The organism is Pseudomonas sp. ANT_H4 (genome assembly GCF_008369295.1).
Taxonomy (GTDB): Bacteria; Pseudomonadota; Gammaproteobacteria; order Pseudomonadales; family Pseudomonadaceae; genus Aquipseudomonas.
On record NZ_VOBG01000006.1, the window covers coordinates 191,294 to 205,812 of the forward strand.

Annotated in this window: 14 protein-coding genes; 3 read left to right on the forward strand and 11 right to left on the reverse strand. The window is 59.6% G+C overall.

Annotated elements, in window-relative coordinates; all coding sequences use genetic code 11:
• Nucleotides 1–65: 65 nt before the first annotated feature.
• On the reverse strand, nt 66–1,142 hold the full coding sequence (locus FQ182_RS10205) for an ABC transporter substrate-binding protein (protein ID WP_133098990.1): 1,077 nt from the start codon (nt 1,140–1,142) through the stop codon (nt 66–68).
• Between the two features lie 350 nt (nt 1,143–1,492).
• Here FQ182_RS10205 and FQ182_RS10210 point away from each other — a divergent pair, with 350 nt between their 5' ends.
• On the forward strand, nt 1,493–2,206 hold the full coding sequence (locus FQ182_RS10210; RefSeq protein ID WP_133098989.1) for a UTRA domain-containing protein: 714 nt from the start codon (nt 1,493–1,495) through the stop codon (nt 2,204–2,206).
• A 713-nt stretch (nt 2,207–2,919) separates the two neighbouring features.
• Here the strand turns inward: FQ182_RS10210 and FQ182_RS10215 are convergent.
• From FQ182_RS10215 to minC, 8 genes are all read right to left on the reverse strand, one after another.
• The gene (locus FQ182_RS10215) at nt 2,920–4,266 is read right to left on the reverse strand and encodes an amidohydrolase (RefSeq protein ID WP_149411519.1); all 1,347 of its coding nucleotides are present in this window, start codon (nt 4,264–4,266) and stop codon (nt 2,920–2,922) included.
• A 50-nt stretch (nt 4,267–4,316) separates the two neighbouring features.
• Complete coding sequence (locus tag FQ182_RS10220) at nt 4,317–6,476, reverse strand: mechanosensitive ion channel family protein (RefSeq protein ID WP_149411520.1); 2,160 nt, start codon at nt 6,474–6,476, stop codon at nt 4,317–4,319.
• Between the two features lie 73 nt (nt 6,477–6,549).
• The gene (locus tag FQ182_RS29720) at nt 6,550–6,726 is read right to left on the reverse strand and encodes a hypothetical protein (protein ID WP_178114425.1); all 177 of its coding nucleotides are present in this window, start codon (nt 6,724–6,726) and stop codon (nt 6,550–6,552) included.
• Nucleotides 6,727–6,833: 107 nt separating this feature from the next.
• On the reverse strand, nt 6,834–8,123 hold the full coding sequence (locus FQ182_RS10225; protein WP_149411521.1) for a M18 family aminopeptidase: 1,290 nt from the start codon (nt 8,121–8,123) through the stop codon (nt 6,834–6,836).
• A 150-nt stretch (nt 8,124–8,273) separates the two neighbouring features.
• Nucleotides 8,274–8,909, reverse strand: coding sequence for an RluA family pseudouridine synthase (locus tag FQ182_RS10230; protein WP_133098985.1), 636 nt, complete (start codon nt 8,907–8,909; stop codon nt 8,274–8,276).
• A 96-nt stretch (nt 8,910–9,005) separates the two neighbouring features.
• On the reverse strand, nt 9,006–9,260 hold the full coding sequence (minE, locus tag FQ182_RS10235; protein ID WP_003175252.1) for a cell division topological specificity factor MinE: 255 nt from the start codon (nt 9,258–9,260) through the stop codon (nt 9,006–9,008).
• Between the two features lie 3 nt (nt 9,261–9,263).
• Entirely contained in the window at nt 9,264–10,076 is an 813-nt protein-coding gene (gene minD, locus FQ182_RS10240) for a septum site-determining protein MinD (RefSeq protein WP_133098984.1), read from the reverse strand.
• 209 nt (nt 10,077–10,285) lie between these two features.
• Nucleotides 10,286–11,023, reverse strand: a complete 738-nt coding sequence (gene minC, locus FQ182_RS10245) for a septum site-determining protein MinC (protein WP_149411522.1) — start codon at nt 11,021–11,023, stop codon at nt 10,286–10,288.
• A 121-nt stretch (nt 11,024–11,144) separates the two neighbouring features.
• Here minC and FQ182_RS10250 point away from each other — a divergent pair, with 121 nt between their 5' ends.
• Nucleotides 11,145–12,080 (forward strand): lipid A biosynthesis lauroyl acyltransferase, encoded by a 936-nt coding sequence (locus FQ182_RS10250; protein ID WP_149411523.1) that lies wholly within the window; start codon nt 11,145–11,147, stop codon nt 12,078–12,080.
• A gap of 32 nt (nt 12,081–12,112) precedes the next feature.
• Complete coding sequence (locus FQ182_RS10255) at nt 12,113–13,261, forward strand: patatin-like phospholipase family protein (RefSeq protein WP_149411524.1); 1,149 nt, start codon at nt 12,113–12,115, stop codon at nt 13,259–13,261.
• Between the two features lie 44 nt (nt 13,262–13,305).
• Here FQ182_RS10255 and FQ182_RS10260 read toward each other — a convergent pair whose 3' ends face one another.
• Together FQ182_RS10260 and FQ182_RS10265 are read right to left on the reverse strand one after the other, a co-directional pair.
• Nucleotides 13,306–14,091 carry an outer membrane protein OmpK gene (locus FQ182_RS10260; RefSeq protein ID WP_149411525.1) on the reverse strand — a complete coding sequence of 262 codons (786 nt, stop codon included), beginning with the start codon at nt 14,089–14,091 and terminating at the stop codon, nt 13,306–13,308.
• Nucleotides 14,072–14,482, reverse strand: a complete 411-nt coding sequence (locus FQ182_RS10265) for a hypothetical protein (RefSeq protein ID WP_149411526.1) — start codon at nt 14,480–14,482, stop codon at nt 14,072–14,074. The genes FQ182_RS10260 and FQ182_RS10265 overlap by 20 nt, the downstream gene beginning before the upstream one ends.
• Nucleotides 14,483–14,519 lie beyond the last annotated feature (37 nt).

Here is a 14,519-nt window from a genome sequence, read left to right on the forward strand (position 1 = left end):
GGAACTGGATCAAATGTGGGAGCAGGCAAGCCTGCTCCCGCACTGACCGAGTTCCAGGGCAAGCCTTATTGCATATTGATGATGACTTCTTCCTGCCACTTCTGCGGCAGTGCCTTGGAGGTTTTCTCCCAAGCGTCGGCATCCTTGATCGGTTGTGGGTTGGCGGCGGTGTATTGCTCGGAAGGGATCAGGTTCTTGGCAATGTCGGCAGGCAGTTTCAGGTCTGTTTCAGCACGAATCGGGCGGGCGTTGCCGCGCGCCAGATTGAGTTGGCCGGCATCGCTGAAAATGTATTCGCGGGTCAGTTTGGCGGCGTTCGGGTGTTTGGCGTATTTGTTGATGATGGTGGTGTAGCCCGATTTCACCGAACCATCGGAAGGGATCAGCACCACGTAGTCATCCGGATTGGCCATCTTGGCCTTGTAGCTCAGGCCGTTGAAGTCCCAGACCACGCCCACTTCCACTTCACCTTTTTCCATGGTGGCGATGGTCGGGTTGGCCAGCGACAGGCGACCTTGCTTGGCGATATCGGCAAACATCAGCAGTGCCGGCTGGATGTTCTTTTCGTCACCTTTGAAGGCGATGGCTGCTGCCAGTACGCCGTTGGCAGCCTGGGCCGCAGTGCTAACATCACCGATGGAGACCTTGTATTTGCCGGTCTTCAGGTCGGCCCAGCTGGTAGGTACGTCGGAGCCGTGCAACAGTTTTTTATTGACAATGAAAGCGATGGTGCCGGTGTAGGCCAGCGCCCAGTTGCCGTCCTTGTCTTTCGCCCAATCCGGAACCTTGTCCCAGGTGCTCGGCTTGTACGGCTGGGTGACGCCTTGTTTCACCGCAATCGGACCGAAGGCCGCACCGACGTCGCCGATGTCGGCGCTGGCGTTGTCTTTTTCCGCAGCAAACTTGGCAACTTCCTGGGCCGAACTCATGTCGGTGTCGATGTGCTTGAGGCCGTAGGTCTTGGCCAGGTCTTCCCAGGTGCCCTTCCAGTTGGCCCAGTCATCGGGCATGCCGACGCTGTTGATTGCACCTTCCGCTCTCGCGGCGGCTTCAAGGGTTTTCAAATCGGTATCAGCAGCCATGGCGGCGGTGCACATGGCAATGGTCGAGCCTAACAGTGATGCCAGGAAAAGCTGTTTCATCCGAAGCTCCTTTGGGCGTTTTCAACGCTGCGTTTTTATCGACGTTTGCGGTGGTGTTGGTCTAGGTCAGCAATACCTGAGCCAATTTAGGCCCGGTGGATGACAGTTTCATGTCTGTGTCGTTTTTTGCTGCCTAGCATAGGCGGTTTCCGGGTAAGCGTAGACCATGCCCAAGTGCCCGGAAGCCTTGGACTTGGCCGATGTATTGCAGGTCTTGGGGAGGAACGTCGCAAGGCGCTGTCATCTGTCGGTCATGTGCAATGCCTAGGCTTGCTTGCAGTGACAGCGACGAATTTCAGGGATGCTTTTGCACCCAGACAGTGCTGGTCTAGTCCAGATAGGTAACGTTGATGCGTGATGAGGCAACCAAAGCGGTGACGACCATTGGCCTGGCGCTGCAAGAGCAGATCGACCACGGTCTGCTGCCGCCCGCCAGCAAACTGCCCGCCGAGCGCAAACTCAGCGAGTTGTTTGGTACCACCCGGATTACCGTGCGGGAAGCCTTGTTACAACTTGAGGCCCAGGGGCAGATTTATCGCGAGGAGCGCCGGGGCTGGTTCGTCTCGCCGCCCAGGCTTGCGTACAACCTGATGCAGCGTAGCCACTTTCACGCCATGGTCAGCGCCCAGGGCCGGGTGCCTTCCACTGAAGTGATTTCGGCGCGCCTGCAACCGGCTTCGGCGGCGGTGTGTGCGTGGTTGCAGCTGCCGGCGTTGTCCAGCGTGATTCAGATTTGCCGGGGACGCAGGATTGATGGGCGGTTGGTGTTGTATGTCGAGCACTACCTCAACCCGCAATATTTTCCGGGGATTCTGGAGTGTGATTTGAATGAGTCGATGACTGAGTTGTATGCGCGCGATTATGACTTGCACTACGGGCGGGTGCGCTTTGAGATTGTTCCCACGTCTTTGCAGGTTGAAGCTGCGGCTGCTTTACGGGTTTCTGTTGGGAGTCCGGGCTTGCGGATTGCTCGGGTCAATTACGATCAGCATGAGCGGTTGATCGACTGTGACCTTGAATTTTGGCGCCATGATGCGATTCATGTTGGGGTGGATGTGGTTTGAGCGCTGGCCTGGAGTTTGCGGTCGTCCGGGGGGATACATATCTGTTGCTGCGGTAACGGCCACCTAGGGTTACGACCTTACGGCGTGTCACTTTCGAAAAGCCGGAGTGCCGGCCCTGACGAAAGTAGCCAAAACGCTTCTACCCTACCTATCGGCGCCTTGCCTCGCCTAGGCTCGGCGTGCCCTCACTCCGGTTTTATGGGTAGGCAGATCAAGAGCCAGCGCCATCCGCTTTTCTGTAGGCGCGAGGGACGCCTAGTTCTTGCTCGCGAAGAACCTGAGAGCACCGCGGTGATTCAGGAAACCAGCGTCATCGTTAACCACCATCGTCGGAACGCCGTCCGGAGCAAGCTAGCTCCAGGTGGCAGTGAATCCGCTCTTGCTCCTCACCACTCAGGTCGGCTACCAGGCCGCCGTGCTTTTGATCTTGATCTTAGGCGCCCCGTTAACCACGATGGCTGAACGCAGGCATTGATCCGTGGGTAAACCGGCAGGACGCCGGTTTAGCCGCGCTGGGCCAAGGATGGCCATCGCGGCGGCCCACGGAGCAATGCCGGAGTGAAGGCATGCCGAGCCTAAGCGAGGCACCAAGTGGTGGGGGCAAGAGCGCTTTGGTTACTTTGCCGCTTTTGCAAAGTGACACGCCGTAAGGGCGTAACCCTAAGCAGCCGTTACCGCAGCAACGGATATGTCCCCGCAAAATCCCCCACCCCTCAAGGCCGCGCATTCTCATACAGATAATCCGTAGCCAGTGAAGCCAGCGTCCTCACCCCCACCACCAACGCTGATTCATCCACAAAGAACCCCGGATTATGATTCGGCGCCGCCTTGCTCATATCCTGATCCCGCGGCGTCACCCCGAGGAACACAAACAACCCCGGCGCCTCCTTGGCATAAAAGGAAAAGTCCTCGGCCCCGCCTACCAGCGGCCCCTGGACCACATCACCGTTGGCCGCCCAGCGCAGGCTCGGCAGCATCTTCTCCGTCAGCGCCGGGTTGTTGATGGTAGGATCGTACTTCTCAATGATCGTCACCTCAGCCTTGGCGCCGCCACTTTCAGCAATCTTCTCCACGGTCTGGCGCACATCGGCATGCAGTTTCTGGCGGATGCCATAGTCGTAGGAACGAATGGTGCCGCTCATCTCCACGGACTCGGGGATGATGTTATAGCGGGTGCCGCCATTGATCGTACCGATGCTCACCACCGACGGAAATGAAGATATATCGGTACGTCGGCTGACCACCGTTTGCAGGCCGACAATGGCTTGCGCGCCCACGGTGATCGGGTCGATACCGTCCCATGGTCGTCCGGCGTGGGTCTGTTTGCCGAGGATCTTGATGCGCAGGTCGTCAGAGCTGGCCAGGGTCGGGCCCGGGCGATAGGCGATGCGACCGGCGGGAACGCCTGCCCACACATGCAGGCCGAATACCGCGTCTGGCTTGGGTGATTTCATCACGCCTTCTTGCACCATCATTTTCGCGCCCCAGGTGTTTTTGCCGTCGGGGATGAAGTCGCTCGGGCCTTCTTCAGCAGGCTGGAAGTAGAACACCACGGTGCCGGGCAGGCGGTCGCGCATGCCGGTGAGAATTTTCGCCGTGCTCAGCAAGATCGCGGTGTGGGCGTCGTGGCCACAGGCGTGCATCACGTCGACTTCCTTGTCCAGGTACACGCCTTTGGCTTTCGAGGCGAAGGGCAGGTCGGAGACTTCCTTGACCGGCAGCGCGTCCATGTCGGCACGCAGGGCGACGGTCGGGCCGGGCAGGGCGCCTTTGAGGATGGCGACCACGCCGGTGCGGGCAACGCCGGTTTTCACTTCCAACCCCATCTCCCGCAGTTGCTTGGCCACAAGCTCGGCGGTGCGTTTTTCGGTGTTGCCCAGTTCAGGATGGGCGTGGATGTCGCGCCGGGTTTCCAGCAGGGCGGGCTCGAGAATTTTCGCTTGGGCGGCGATTTCTTCCCGGGCGCTGTCCTGGCCGCTGCTGGCGGCAATCACCGCACTGCTGGCGACGCCACAGAGCAGGCCGAATACCCATTGATGTCTAAAACCGGTTAAGCGCATAGGGACTTCTCCATGGTTATTGTTGTTGGTCTGCGGCCGTCTGGTGGCGCTTACTCTTTCTCCTGGGCCCCACCCGCCGCCGTCACCACCTGCACACTCAAGCGCGGTGTCGCCAGGTCCAGCCCGGCTTCGTCCAGATGCCGCTTGAGGGACAGGTTGAATGCCCGCGACACTTCCCACTGCTTGATGGGCGCGGTCTTGAAGCGTGCGCGAAGAATCGCGCTGCCGGACTCGAAACTTTCCACCCCCTGGATCTCCAGTGGCGACCAGATGTTGCGCCGCTGCAGCGGGTCGTTGCGCATTTTCTGGCCAACATCGCGCATCAGCTTGATGGCGTCGTCGATTTCCATGTTGTACGGAATGGCCACCCGGAAGATCGCGTAACCGAACTCTCGGGAGTAATTCTTGATGCTTTTGATTTCACTGAACGGGATGGTGTGGACGATGCCATCGATATCCCGCAGGCGCACGGTGCGGATAGTCAGGCCTTCGACGGTGCCGAGGTGGCCACCGACGTCGACGTAGTCATCAATGGCCAGGGAGTCTTCGATGATGATGAACAGGCCGGTGATCAAGTCTGCCACCAGGGACTGCGCGCCGAAACCGATGGCCAGGCCGATCACGCCGGCACCGGCGAGCAGCGGCGTGACGTTCATGCCCATGTTCGCCAATGCGACGATGGCAGCAATGATAAAGATCGTCACGAACAGCACGTTACGAATCAACGGCATCATGGTTTGCGCACGGGCGTTAGCCAGGCCTTTGCGCGAGCGGGTCAGGGCGTGGTGGATCGCGGTGTCGCTGAGGATCCAGATCAGCCAGGCGAACAACAGTGTGCCGGCGAGGCCGAACAGCTTGACGCTGACTTCATGGCCATCGCCTTCGGTAAAGCGAATCAGCGATAAGCCCCAGACCCGCAGGCCCAGTTCGATAAACACCAGCCACACCAGCAGGTGGGCGAGGGTGTAGACGAAGCTTTTCAGGCGCTCGGAATACAGTGCGTGGCGTTTGTGCCCGCGCTGCGGTTTGAGTGAATGACGGCGCACCAGGCCGTTGATCACCATGCACAGCACCAGCAACACTGTGCAGAGCAAGGATTGGCGCAGCGCGGTACTGGTATCGCCCGCGGAGACGAAGGTGGCAAACAGCGAGATGCCCACCAGCAGCAGCGCCGGCAGGTACCAGAAGGTGCCGATGATTGAGAGGGTGTCGCTCAGGGCGCGGCGGGTCAGGCGCCGGGACAGTGGCTGGTTGCGGATCAGGTGGGCGATGGGGCGGCGAAAGCGCAGGATGAACACGCCGGTGGACAGCGCGGCCATTACATTGGCGACGGTCGAAGCGGTATGGGCCAGGTGCGCGCCCAGGCTGTCGGTCAGGCGCGGGTCGCTCAGGGCTTCGCCGAAAGCAGCAAAGCTACCGATCAGCCACAGCGGGCGAAAGGCCTGGTGGCGCAGGATGTACAGTGCCCGACGGCGGTGTGGGCCATCCAGTACGGAAAACGCTACCACGCAGATCGCCGAGAAACAGGTGCCCACCACCAGGGCGTAGGCCAGCACCATCGCCAGGGATTTACCCAGGGACGACGGCAGCGCGTAGCTCAGGTAAACGGTGATCACCAGGGCGATCATCCACGGACCCAGCTTGCGCAGGGCAAAGCGCAGCATGTCCCAGGTCTTGGGGTGTTGCGGCAGTTCTTCGGTAAGGCCGAAGCGCATCCGCACCCGAGAGCTGAGCCAGATCAGCGCGGCGGCCAGCAGGCTCCAGAGCATCAGAATCATGGCAAAGCCAAAGATAATCGGCAGCCACTCACTGGTCGGCAGCATCAGTGCGGCCAGTTCATCCTCGGCCTGGTTAACCTCGTTGGACCAGCGGCTCAGCGGGCTGTTGGCACCGGAGAACTGTTGCTCAAGGCTCGCCAGGGTGCCGCCAATAAGGCCGAGCACGCCTTGCTCGACGGCGGGTTGGGCTTTTTTTGTGGTCTCGCGCAGCTTCTTCAGATCGTTCAGCAGCTTGGTGCGCTGCTGGTCGTTTTCCAGGGTCTTGATGACTTCGTCCAGGGACTGCCCCAGCGGTACATCGGCCTGCGGTTGGGTTTTAGCAGTGCCGCCCAGAATGCCCGGTAAACCGACGGCCTGGGCTGGGGCCATGGGCAATAGGGTCAGCAGGCAAAGAAGCAGGCAGTACGGCAGGGTAAACAGACGGGCAAGCACGAGGCGGTCAACCTTGAAAACGACAGATTGACCGAGTGTACGAGGCGGCTATGCCCAATGCGAGTGCATTTGTTTATTCGGCGAGTTTGGCGAGGATCTTGTAAACCACGGTGCCGAGGATCAGCAGCATGCCGACCCACATGCCAAACACACCGACATTCTTGTCGCGGAAGTTGAAGCCGACGGCTAGCAGGATCATGCCCGTGAGGATAGGGATAAGCATGGCGTGGAAGGCTTGCATAGTGATCATCGGGCGACAGCCTTGTCGAAGAGGGATGCAGATAAGTCTAGGCGGGTTTGTGGTAAGTGGAGTTGATGTGTGTCAGAAAGGAGGGAGCAAGCTCCCTCATCATCCGATCACGGCAAATCGCGACTCGCGTAAAACGCGCTCAACACTTTCACCAGGTGCGCCAAATCATGGCTGCCGCACAACTCACGAATCGAGTGCATGGCAAAGGTTGGCAGGCCGATGTCCACGGTGCGCACGCCGAGGTGACTGGCCGTGATCGGGCCGATGGTTGAGCCGCAGCCCATATCGCTGCGCACCACAAAGCTTTGCACCGGTACTTCTTCGGCCATGCACAAGTGGCGGAAGAACCCGGCGGTCTCGCTGTTGGTGGCGTAGCGCTGGTTGCTGTTGACCTTGATTACCGGGCCTGCGTTGAGTTTTGGGCCGTGGTTGGCGTCGTGCTTGTCGGCGTAGTTAGGGTGTACGCCGTGGGCGTTGTCGGCGGAAACCAGCAGCGACTTCTGGATGGTGCGTACGAATTCATCACCTTCGGGCAGCAGGCGACGCAGGGTCTGTTCCAGCATCGGGCCGTCGGCACCGCAGGCGGAGCAAGAGCCAACTTCTTCGTGGTCGTTACACACCAGCACGCAGGTTTCTTCGGTCTCGACAGTCAGCAAGGCTTGCAGGCCGGCGTAGCACGACAGCAGGTTGTCCAGCCGCGCGCCGGCGATAAAGTCGCCGTGCAGGCCGATCACAGCCGCGCTTTGGGTGTCGTAGAAACTCAGCTCATAGTCGAGGACCACGTCGGCGTTCAGGCCATGCTCGCGGGCCAGTTGGTCGGTGAGCACGGCGCGGAAATCCACGCGCTCGTCACCGGCAAACTGCGCGAGGATTGGCGGCAACTCGGTCTGGGCATTGATCGCCCAGCCCTGGTTGGCTTCACGGTTCAGGTGAATGGCCAGGTTGGGGATGATGGCGATAGGCAACTTGAAGTCGATCAGTTGGCTTTCGACCTTGCCGTCCCGGCGGAAGGTGACGCGGCCAGCGAGGGACAGGTCGCGGTCGAACCACGGTGCCAGCAGCGCGCCGCCGTAGACTTCCACGCCCAACTGCCAGAAGCCCTGGCGTTGTAACTCCGGTTGTGGCTTGACCCGCAGGCACGGGCTGTCGGTGTGGGCGCCAACCAGGCGGATGCCGTCTTGCAGGGGCGAATGGCGGCCAAGCTTGAAGGCGATGATTGAGGAGTCGTTGCGGGTCACGTAGTAGCGGCCATTGGCCTCGGTGGTCCAGGTTTCGCGCTCATCAAGGCGCTGGAAACCAGCTGCTTCCAGGCGCTGGGCGAGGGCGGCAGTGGCATGAAAAGGGGTAGGGGAGGCCTTGAGGAAGTCGATCAGGCCTTGGTTCAACGCTTCGCGCATAAGTAACTCCAGACAGCAATGGCGCGAGTTTACCGTATTGGCCCAGGATTTGGCGCGAAGCTGCTTTTTGAAGGACAACGCAAAATCAATGTAGGAGCTGTCGAGCCTCGCTAAAGCTCGACAGCTCCTACAGTTGATTTCATTTTGACTTTAGAACGGTGCAGGGCACTCAAAGCGCAAGCGCTCGCCGCTTTGCGGATGGGTAAAGCTCAACATACTGGCATGCAGGCACAGGCGCGGCCACGCAGCCAACGCCTGCTCATGGGCATACAAGCCATCGCCGAGCAATGGATGCCCGATGGACAGCATGTGCACTCGCAATTGATGCGAGCGCCCGGTAATCGGCGTCAGTTCCACCCGGCACCAGTCCCCGCAACGCTCCAGGACTTTCCAGAAGGTCAGGGCGTTCTTGCCGAACTCATGGTCCACCACGTGCCGGGGCTTGGTCGGCGGATCGTAGCGCAGCGGCAGGTCGATGCTGCCGCTGTCCAGTTCCGGTTGGCCCCAGCACAGCGCGGTGTAGGTCTTTTCAGTTTCGCGGTCGTGGAACTGGCGAGACAGTTCACGGTGGGTATCGGCATCCCGCGCCAGCAGGATGATTCCCGAGGTTTCCCAGTCCAGTCGATGGACGATGCGGGCTTCGGGGTAGCCGTTTTCCTGCAGGCGGGTGATCAGGCAGTCCTTGTTATCGTCGGCCCGGCCGGGCACGGACAGCAACAGGGTAGGCTTGTTCACCACTAGGACAGCGGCGTCCTGGTGAAGGATATGGACATTGGACAGCGGCATTAAAACAGCCTCGTAACAAATGCCAACGGCGGCTCGGCCACCTCGACCCCGCATGGGGTCAAGGTTTCCGAGCCGCCGTGGCGACCGCCTTTTCGATCAACGATCAGGCAGGGTGATATTGAGTTCCAGAATCGAGCAGCTGCCGTCGTTTTCCAGAGCGACATGCACATCATCGTTGCCGATATTGACGTACTTGCGAATCACCTCTACCAGTTCCTTCTGCAAGGCTGGCAGGTAATCCGGCGTGCTGCGTTGGCCGCGTTCGTGCGCCACGATGATCTGTAGACGCTCTTTCGCTACCGACGCGGTGCTTGGCTTTTTATTGGCGCGAAAGAAGTCAAGAAATTTCATTGTTTAGTTGCCTCCAAAAATACGCTCGAAGAATCCCTTCTTCTGTACATCGAGGAAGCGATGTTCCACGGTCTTGCCCAGCAAACGATCGACGGCATCGCTGTACGCCTGGCCGGCGTCGCTCTGGTCGTCGAGAATTACCGGGACGCCCTGGTTGGAGGCCTTGAGCACTGCCTGGGATTCTGGGATGACGCCCAGCAGGGTCACTGCCAGGATGTCCTTGACGTCTTCAACGCCAAGCATTTCGCCTTTGCTCACGCGCTCCGGGTTGTAGCGGGTCAGCAGCAAGTGTTCCTTGATTGGCTCTTCGCCTTTCTCGGCACGGCGGGATTTGCTGGCCAACAGGCCCAGCATGCGGTCCGAGTCACGTACCGAAGACACTTCCGGGTTGGTCACGACGATGGCTTCATCGGCGAAGTACATCGCCAGGTGAGCGCCGGTCTCGATGCCGGCCGGGGAGTCGCAGACCACGTACTCAAAGGTTTCCTTGAGATCCATCAGGACTTTTTCCACGCCTTCCTTGGTCAGCGCTTCCTTGTCCCGGGTCTGGCTGGCGGCCAGTACATACAGGTTCTCAAGGCGCTTGTCCTTGATCAGGGCCTGGCTCAGGGTCGCTTCGCCGTTGACGACATTGACGAAGTCATACACCACCCGGCGTTCGCAGCCCATGATCAGGTCGAGGTTACGCAAACCGACGTCGAAGTCGACGATGACTGTCTTGTGGCCGCGCAGAGCGAGGCCGGTACCAATAGCGGCGCTGGTGGTGGTCTTACCCACACCACCCTTGCCGGATGTAACCACGAGAATCTTGGCCAAGGTGTTTCACCCCTAAGGAAAAAGGACTTTTAGCCCCTGAAAAACATCTCTTGAAACCCGCTGCAGGCGGACAGTTTGTGTAGGAATAAGCTGAAAAAGGTGCGGTTTACCGGAAGTAAACGCCACCTGCTGATTATTCCCACTCAAGTTTTGCCGTTTTCGCTGTGCTATCAGAGTTTAGAGATGCTTGGAAAATGCGGCAGTATCCGTTAAAGACGAATGATGTTCAACACATCACCCGACAGGCTGATTTGTACCCCGGCCCCCCACAGCGGATCACGGCGCAAATCTTCTGAAACCTTGTACTGGCCTGCGATGGACACTAGCTCAGCGGTCAATTGCTGGCAAAAAATACGGGCCTTGGTGTCACCTTTGATACCGGCCAGTGCGCGACCGCGCATGGGGCCGTATACATGGATGTTGCCATCGGCGAGAAGTTCCGCTCCGGGACTGACCGGGGCGATCACCACCAGGTCACCGCCCTGGGCGTAAATTTGCTGCCCTCCGCGTACGGGGGAGGTGATGATCTTTGTAGGCTTGATCATCGGTTCCGGCGGTTTTTCCGGTTTTTTCTTCACGTCGCCTTCCCGCGGGTCGATCGCGCGCTCGCGGGCACCGGACGGTGGCAGTACTGGCAGTTCAATAGCGATGGCTGCTGCAATGTCTTCAATACGGTTGGCACGAATGGCCAGGGTGCGCAGGCCATGTTGACGGCACACACGCATCAATCCAGGCAGGTCAACCGCGCCCTGGCTGGCTGGCAGTTTGTCCAGGGCCAGCACCAGCGGGGCGTTGTTGAAGAAATTCGGCGCCAGGGCGACCTTGGCGGCGAGCTGGCGGTCCAGGGCATCGAGGTCATTGCGGGCTAGTTCCAGCACGGTAATGGCGAGCATGCTGCCTTTGAGCTGGAACACGGGATCTTGGTCTAGCGGGTCGGTTTGGCTCATGGTCGGCATTAAAGCGGCTTGTCACGAAAAGTGTCGAGACTTATAACGAGAACATCCGCAAGCCGCAAGCCGGGTCGAACCGTTGTAGAATGCGCGGCCCTTGTCTTTACCGGAATCTGTAATGGATCGCCCGCGTTTTCGAGCTGTATTTTTTCACCCGCGGTTTTGGCTGTTATGGCTGGGACTCGGTCTGCTGTGGCTGATCGTGCAGTTGCCGTATCGGGTTTTATTGGGGATTGGCCGCGTCCTGGGGGCGGGGATGTATCGGGTGGCCGGTGAACGTCGGCGTATTGCCGCGCGAAACCTGGAGCTGTGTTTCCCGGAAAAGTCCGCCAAAGAGCGTAAACATTTGCTTAAGGAAAACTTTGCTTCCACCGGCATAGCCTTCTTCGAGATGGCCATGAGCTGGTGGTGGCCCAAGCCGCGCCTGGCGCGCCTGGCCCATGTCGAAGGCCTGGAACACCTCAAGCAGGCCCAGCTTGAAGGCAAGGGCGTTATTCTGATGGCCCTGCATTTCACTACCCTGGAAATCGGCGCCGCCTTGCTGGGGCAGAAGCACACCATTGATGGCATGTACCGCGAACACGGCAACCCGTTGTTCGACTTCGTCCAGCGCCGTGGCCGCGAGCGGCATAACCTCGATTCCCTGGCCGTGGAGCGTGAAGACGTGCGCGGCATGCTCAAGCTGCTGCGGGCCGGCCGAGCGATCTGGTATGCACCGGACCAGGACTATGGCGCCAAGCAAAGCATCTTTGTGCCGTTGTTCGGCGTTCAGGCGGCGACGGTCACTGCCACCAGCAAGTTCGCCCGCCTGGGCAAGGCCTTGGTGGTGCCCTTTACCCAGGAACGCCTGGCTGATGGTAGCGGTTACCGCCTGGTGATCCATCCGCCGTTGACCGACTTCCCTGGCGAAACCGACGAAATCGACTGCCTGCGCATCAACCAGTGGGTTGAAGCCTCCGTGCGCGAATGCCCCGAGCAATACCTGTGGACCCACCGCCGCTTCAAGAGCCGGCCACCGGGCGAACCGAAACTGTACGAAAAGCGCCGCCGTTGATTTGTAGCCCTTAAGCACCATGGAGTGATGCAATGCGTTCAGCGGAACCGGTCACAGGATTGATTCTTTCCGGCGGCGGGGCGCGAGCGGCCTATCAAGTGGGTGTGCTGGCGGCGATTGCCGAACTGCTGCCGCCGGGTGCAGCCAATCCATTTCCGGTGATTGTCGGCACGTCGGCGGGGGCGATCAATGCGGTCAGCCTGGCCAGCGGTGCCATGGACTTCAACACTGCTGTGGAGCGGTTGACCGCGTTTTGGCAGGGCTTTCGCAGCCACCTGGTACTGCGCAGCGACTGGCCTGGGGTGATCCGCCAGGCGAGCCGATTCGTCACCCACAGCCTGTTGGGCCTGGGCGCGCAGGTGCCGGTGGCGCTGCTCGACAGCTCTCCGCTGCGGGATTTGCTGCTCGATAAACTGCAACTGGAAGGCATCGACCACGCCATCCGTCACAAACAACTGCACGCTGTTGCGGTGACCGCCTTCGGTTACGAGTCGGGGCAGGCCGTGACTTTCTATCAGAGCGGCGGCACCATCGATGCCTGGCTGCGTCATCGACGCATCGGCCTGCCCACCCAATTGACCGTTGAACACCTGTTGGCCAGTTCGGCCATCCCGTTGCTGTTTGCGCCGGTCAAGCTCGATCAGGAATATTTCGGTGATGGCGCCGTGCGCCAGTCGGCGCCCATCAGCCCAGCGCTGCACCTGGGAGCGACTCGGGTGCTGGTCGTGGGCGTCAGCGGCAACCCGCGTAGCCCAGACCCGCAAAAGCCCTTACAGCGCAGTTACACCGGTCAGGAACCGACCCTGGCGCAGATCGGCGGGCACATGCTCAACAGCACGTTCATCGACAGTCTGGAAAGCGATATTGAGTTACTGGAGCGCTTGAACCATTTCAGCCATCTGCAACCTGCTGACAGCGCCATCCACGGTCTGTCGCCGGTGGAAGTGCTAGTGATCGCGCCGAGCCAGCCCATCGATGAAATCGCCGCCCGTCATCGCCAGGAATTGCCGGCAGCGTTGCGCCTGTTTTTGCGTGGTCCGGGGGCAACCAAGACCAGTGGGGCGGGGGTGCTCAGTTACTTGCTGTTCGAGGCGGGGTATTGCAGCGAGTTGATTGAGTTGGGAAGGCGGGATGCGCTGGCCAAACGCGAGGAGTTGCAGCGGTTTCTGGGCCTTACCTGATCCCCTGCACGAGCGGGTAGGCTCGCTCCTGCAGGGGGGAACCATCAAAAGTGATACTTGACCAACAGACTCGCCGTGTCCTGATTGGTCTCGAACGCGCCTGAGTCCTGGATTCCGTACTTGTTCTTCCAGTAGTCGTATTCAACACCGACATACAGCTGTTTTTCGCCCCAGCTCATCGCCTTGCCCAGGTCATATTTGATCTGCGGGTTGATGTGCAGGTTGGCGTGGTAAGTGCCGCGGGCGTTCTTGTCGTTGTCCACGACCCAGTCGATAAAGCCGTCGATCAGCACGTTGGAATTGCCCACCGGGATGGTGTAGGCCCATGCCGGGGTGATCTGCCAGATGCCGTCACCTGGGCGATTGCCTTCGGTCTGGCGCTGGTAGAAGTTCAACTGGAAGTAGTCGAAGCCGGGGATCGCCAGGTCGAAACCTGGGCCCAGCAAGTAGGACTCGTTGTCGCCTTCGCCGAACTCGTAAGTAAACGCCAACAGCACATCCTTGATCGGCCCGAATGACAGGTCGGTGTCGAAAATCTTGCCAAACGACAGGCGTGGGCTGAACTCGCCGTAGTAAGTGCTGGGGCCGACGTTGCCGTCTTCCTTGCCGTTATAAAAAATACGGTCGAGGAAGAAGAAGTTGTCGCCGTACTTCCAGGCATCGGCATGCTCGAAGGTGACGGTTTGCTGGATCTGCGGGTTAACGGTGAAGTTCTTGCCCCACAGATAGGTCAGGCTGTTGTTCTGCCACTGCAGCAGATCGCCAGCAAGTGCCTGGCCCCCGGCCAGCAGGGACCCTGCCAGCATCAGGCTATTGACGGTACGTTTCATTCGGTTGCTCCCGAGTTAAAGTTTTGTGTTTTTTTTTAGGTAAAACGCTCTGGTTTGGCGTTTTTTTGGGTGCTGCAAAAATCGTCTGTTCGGTCAGCTTTAATGCTTTTAGCAAGAGCTGCGCCAAGGTGTTTAAAAAGCCAATAAAACCCCGTCGGCTGCGATAAACGCAGTCGAATCCAGAGGTTTTTTGCACACTATAGCTGCGGACATGGGGCCGGGATAAGTTGGCCTTGCAGTCAGCTTTTACATTCGCTGTTTTTTTTTGAGTTGACTTGAGCTGGCGCGAAGAATACTGGCTACCGTGCCTTGGCTCAAGTGCGCCGTTACGGAGCGCGTGGGGCGAGAACAGGGCACGGCGTGAGGCCGGCCCTGGGTGAATGGCGTGCATGGTCTTGCTCCCTGATCGTTCTTATTGTTGTTGTGAC

Coding starts and splice junctions, on each gene's coding strand:
- FQ182_RS10225 (WP_149411521.1), bottom strand. CDS start 8,123: ATGCGCGAAGCGTTGAACCAAGGCCTGATCGACTTCCTCAAGGCCTCC.
- FQ182_RS10215 (WP_149411519.1), bottom strand. CDS start 4,266: ATGCGCTTAACCGGTTTTAGACATCAATGGGTATTCGGCCTGCTCTGT.
- minE (WP_003175252.1), bottom strand. CDS start 9,260: ATGAAATTTCTTGACTTCTTTCGCGCCAATAAAAAGCCAAGCACCGCG.
- minC (WP_149411522.1), bottom strand. CDS start 11,023: ATGAGCCAAACCGACCCGCTAGACCAAGATCCCGTGTTCCAGCTCAAA.
- FQ182_RS10260 (WP_149411525.1), bottom strand. CDS start 14,091: ATGAAACGTACCGTCAATAGCCTGATGCTGGCAGGGTCCCTGCTGGCC.
- FQ182_RS10265 (WP_149411526.1), bottom strand. CDS start 14,482: ATGCACGCCATTCACCCAGGGCCGGCCTCACGCCGTGCCCTGTTCTCG.
- FQ182_RS10205 (WP_133098990.1), bottom strand. CDS start 1,142: ATGAAACAGCTTTTCCTGGCATCACTGTTAGGCTCGACCATTGCCATG.
- FQ182_RS29720 (WP_178114425.1), bottom strand. CDS start 6,726: ATGATCACTATGCAAGCCTTCCACGCCATGCTTATCCCTATCCTCACG.
- FQ182_RS10230 (WP_133098985.1), bottom strand. CDS start 8,909: ATGCCGCTGTCCAATGTCCATATCCTTCACCAGGACGCCGCTGTCCTA.
- FQ182_RS10210 (WP_133098989.1), top strand. CDS start 1,493: ATGCGTGATGAGGCAACCAAAGCGGTGACGACCATTGGCCTGGCGCTG.
- FQ182_RS10250 (WP_149411523.1), top strand. CDS start 11,145: ATGGATCGCCCGCGTTTTCGAGCTGTATTTTTTCACCCGCGGTTTTGG.
- FQ182_RS10255 (WP_149411524.1), top strand. CDS start 12,113: ATGCGTTCAGCGGAACCGGTCACAGGATTGATTCTTTCCGGCGGCGGG.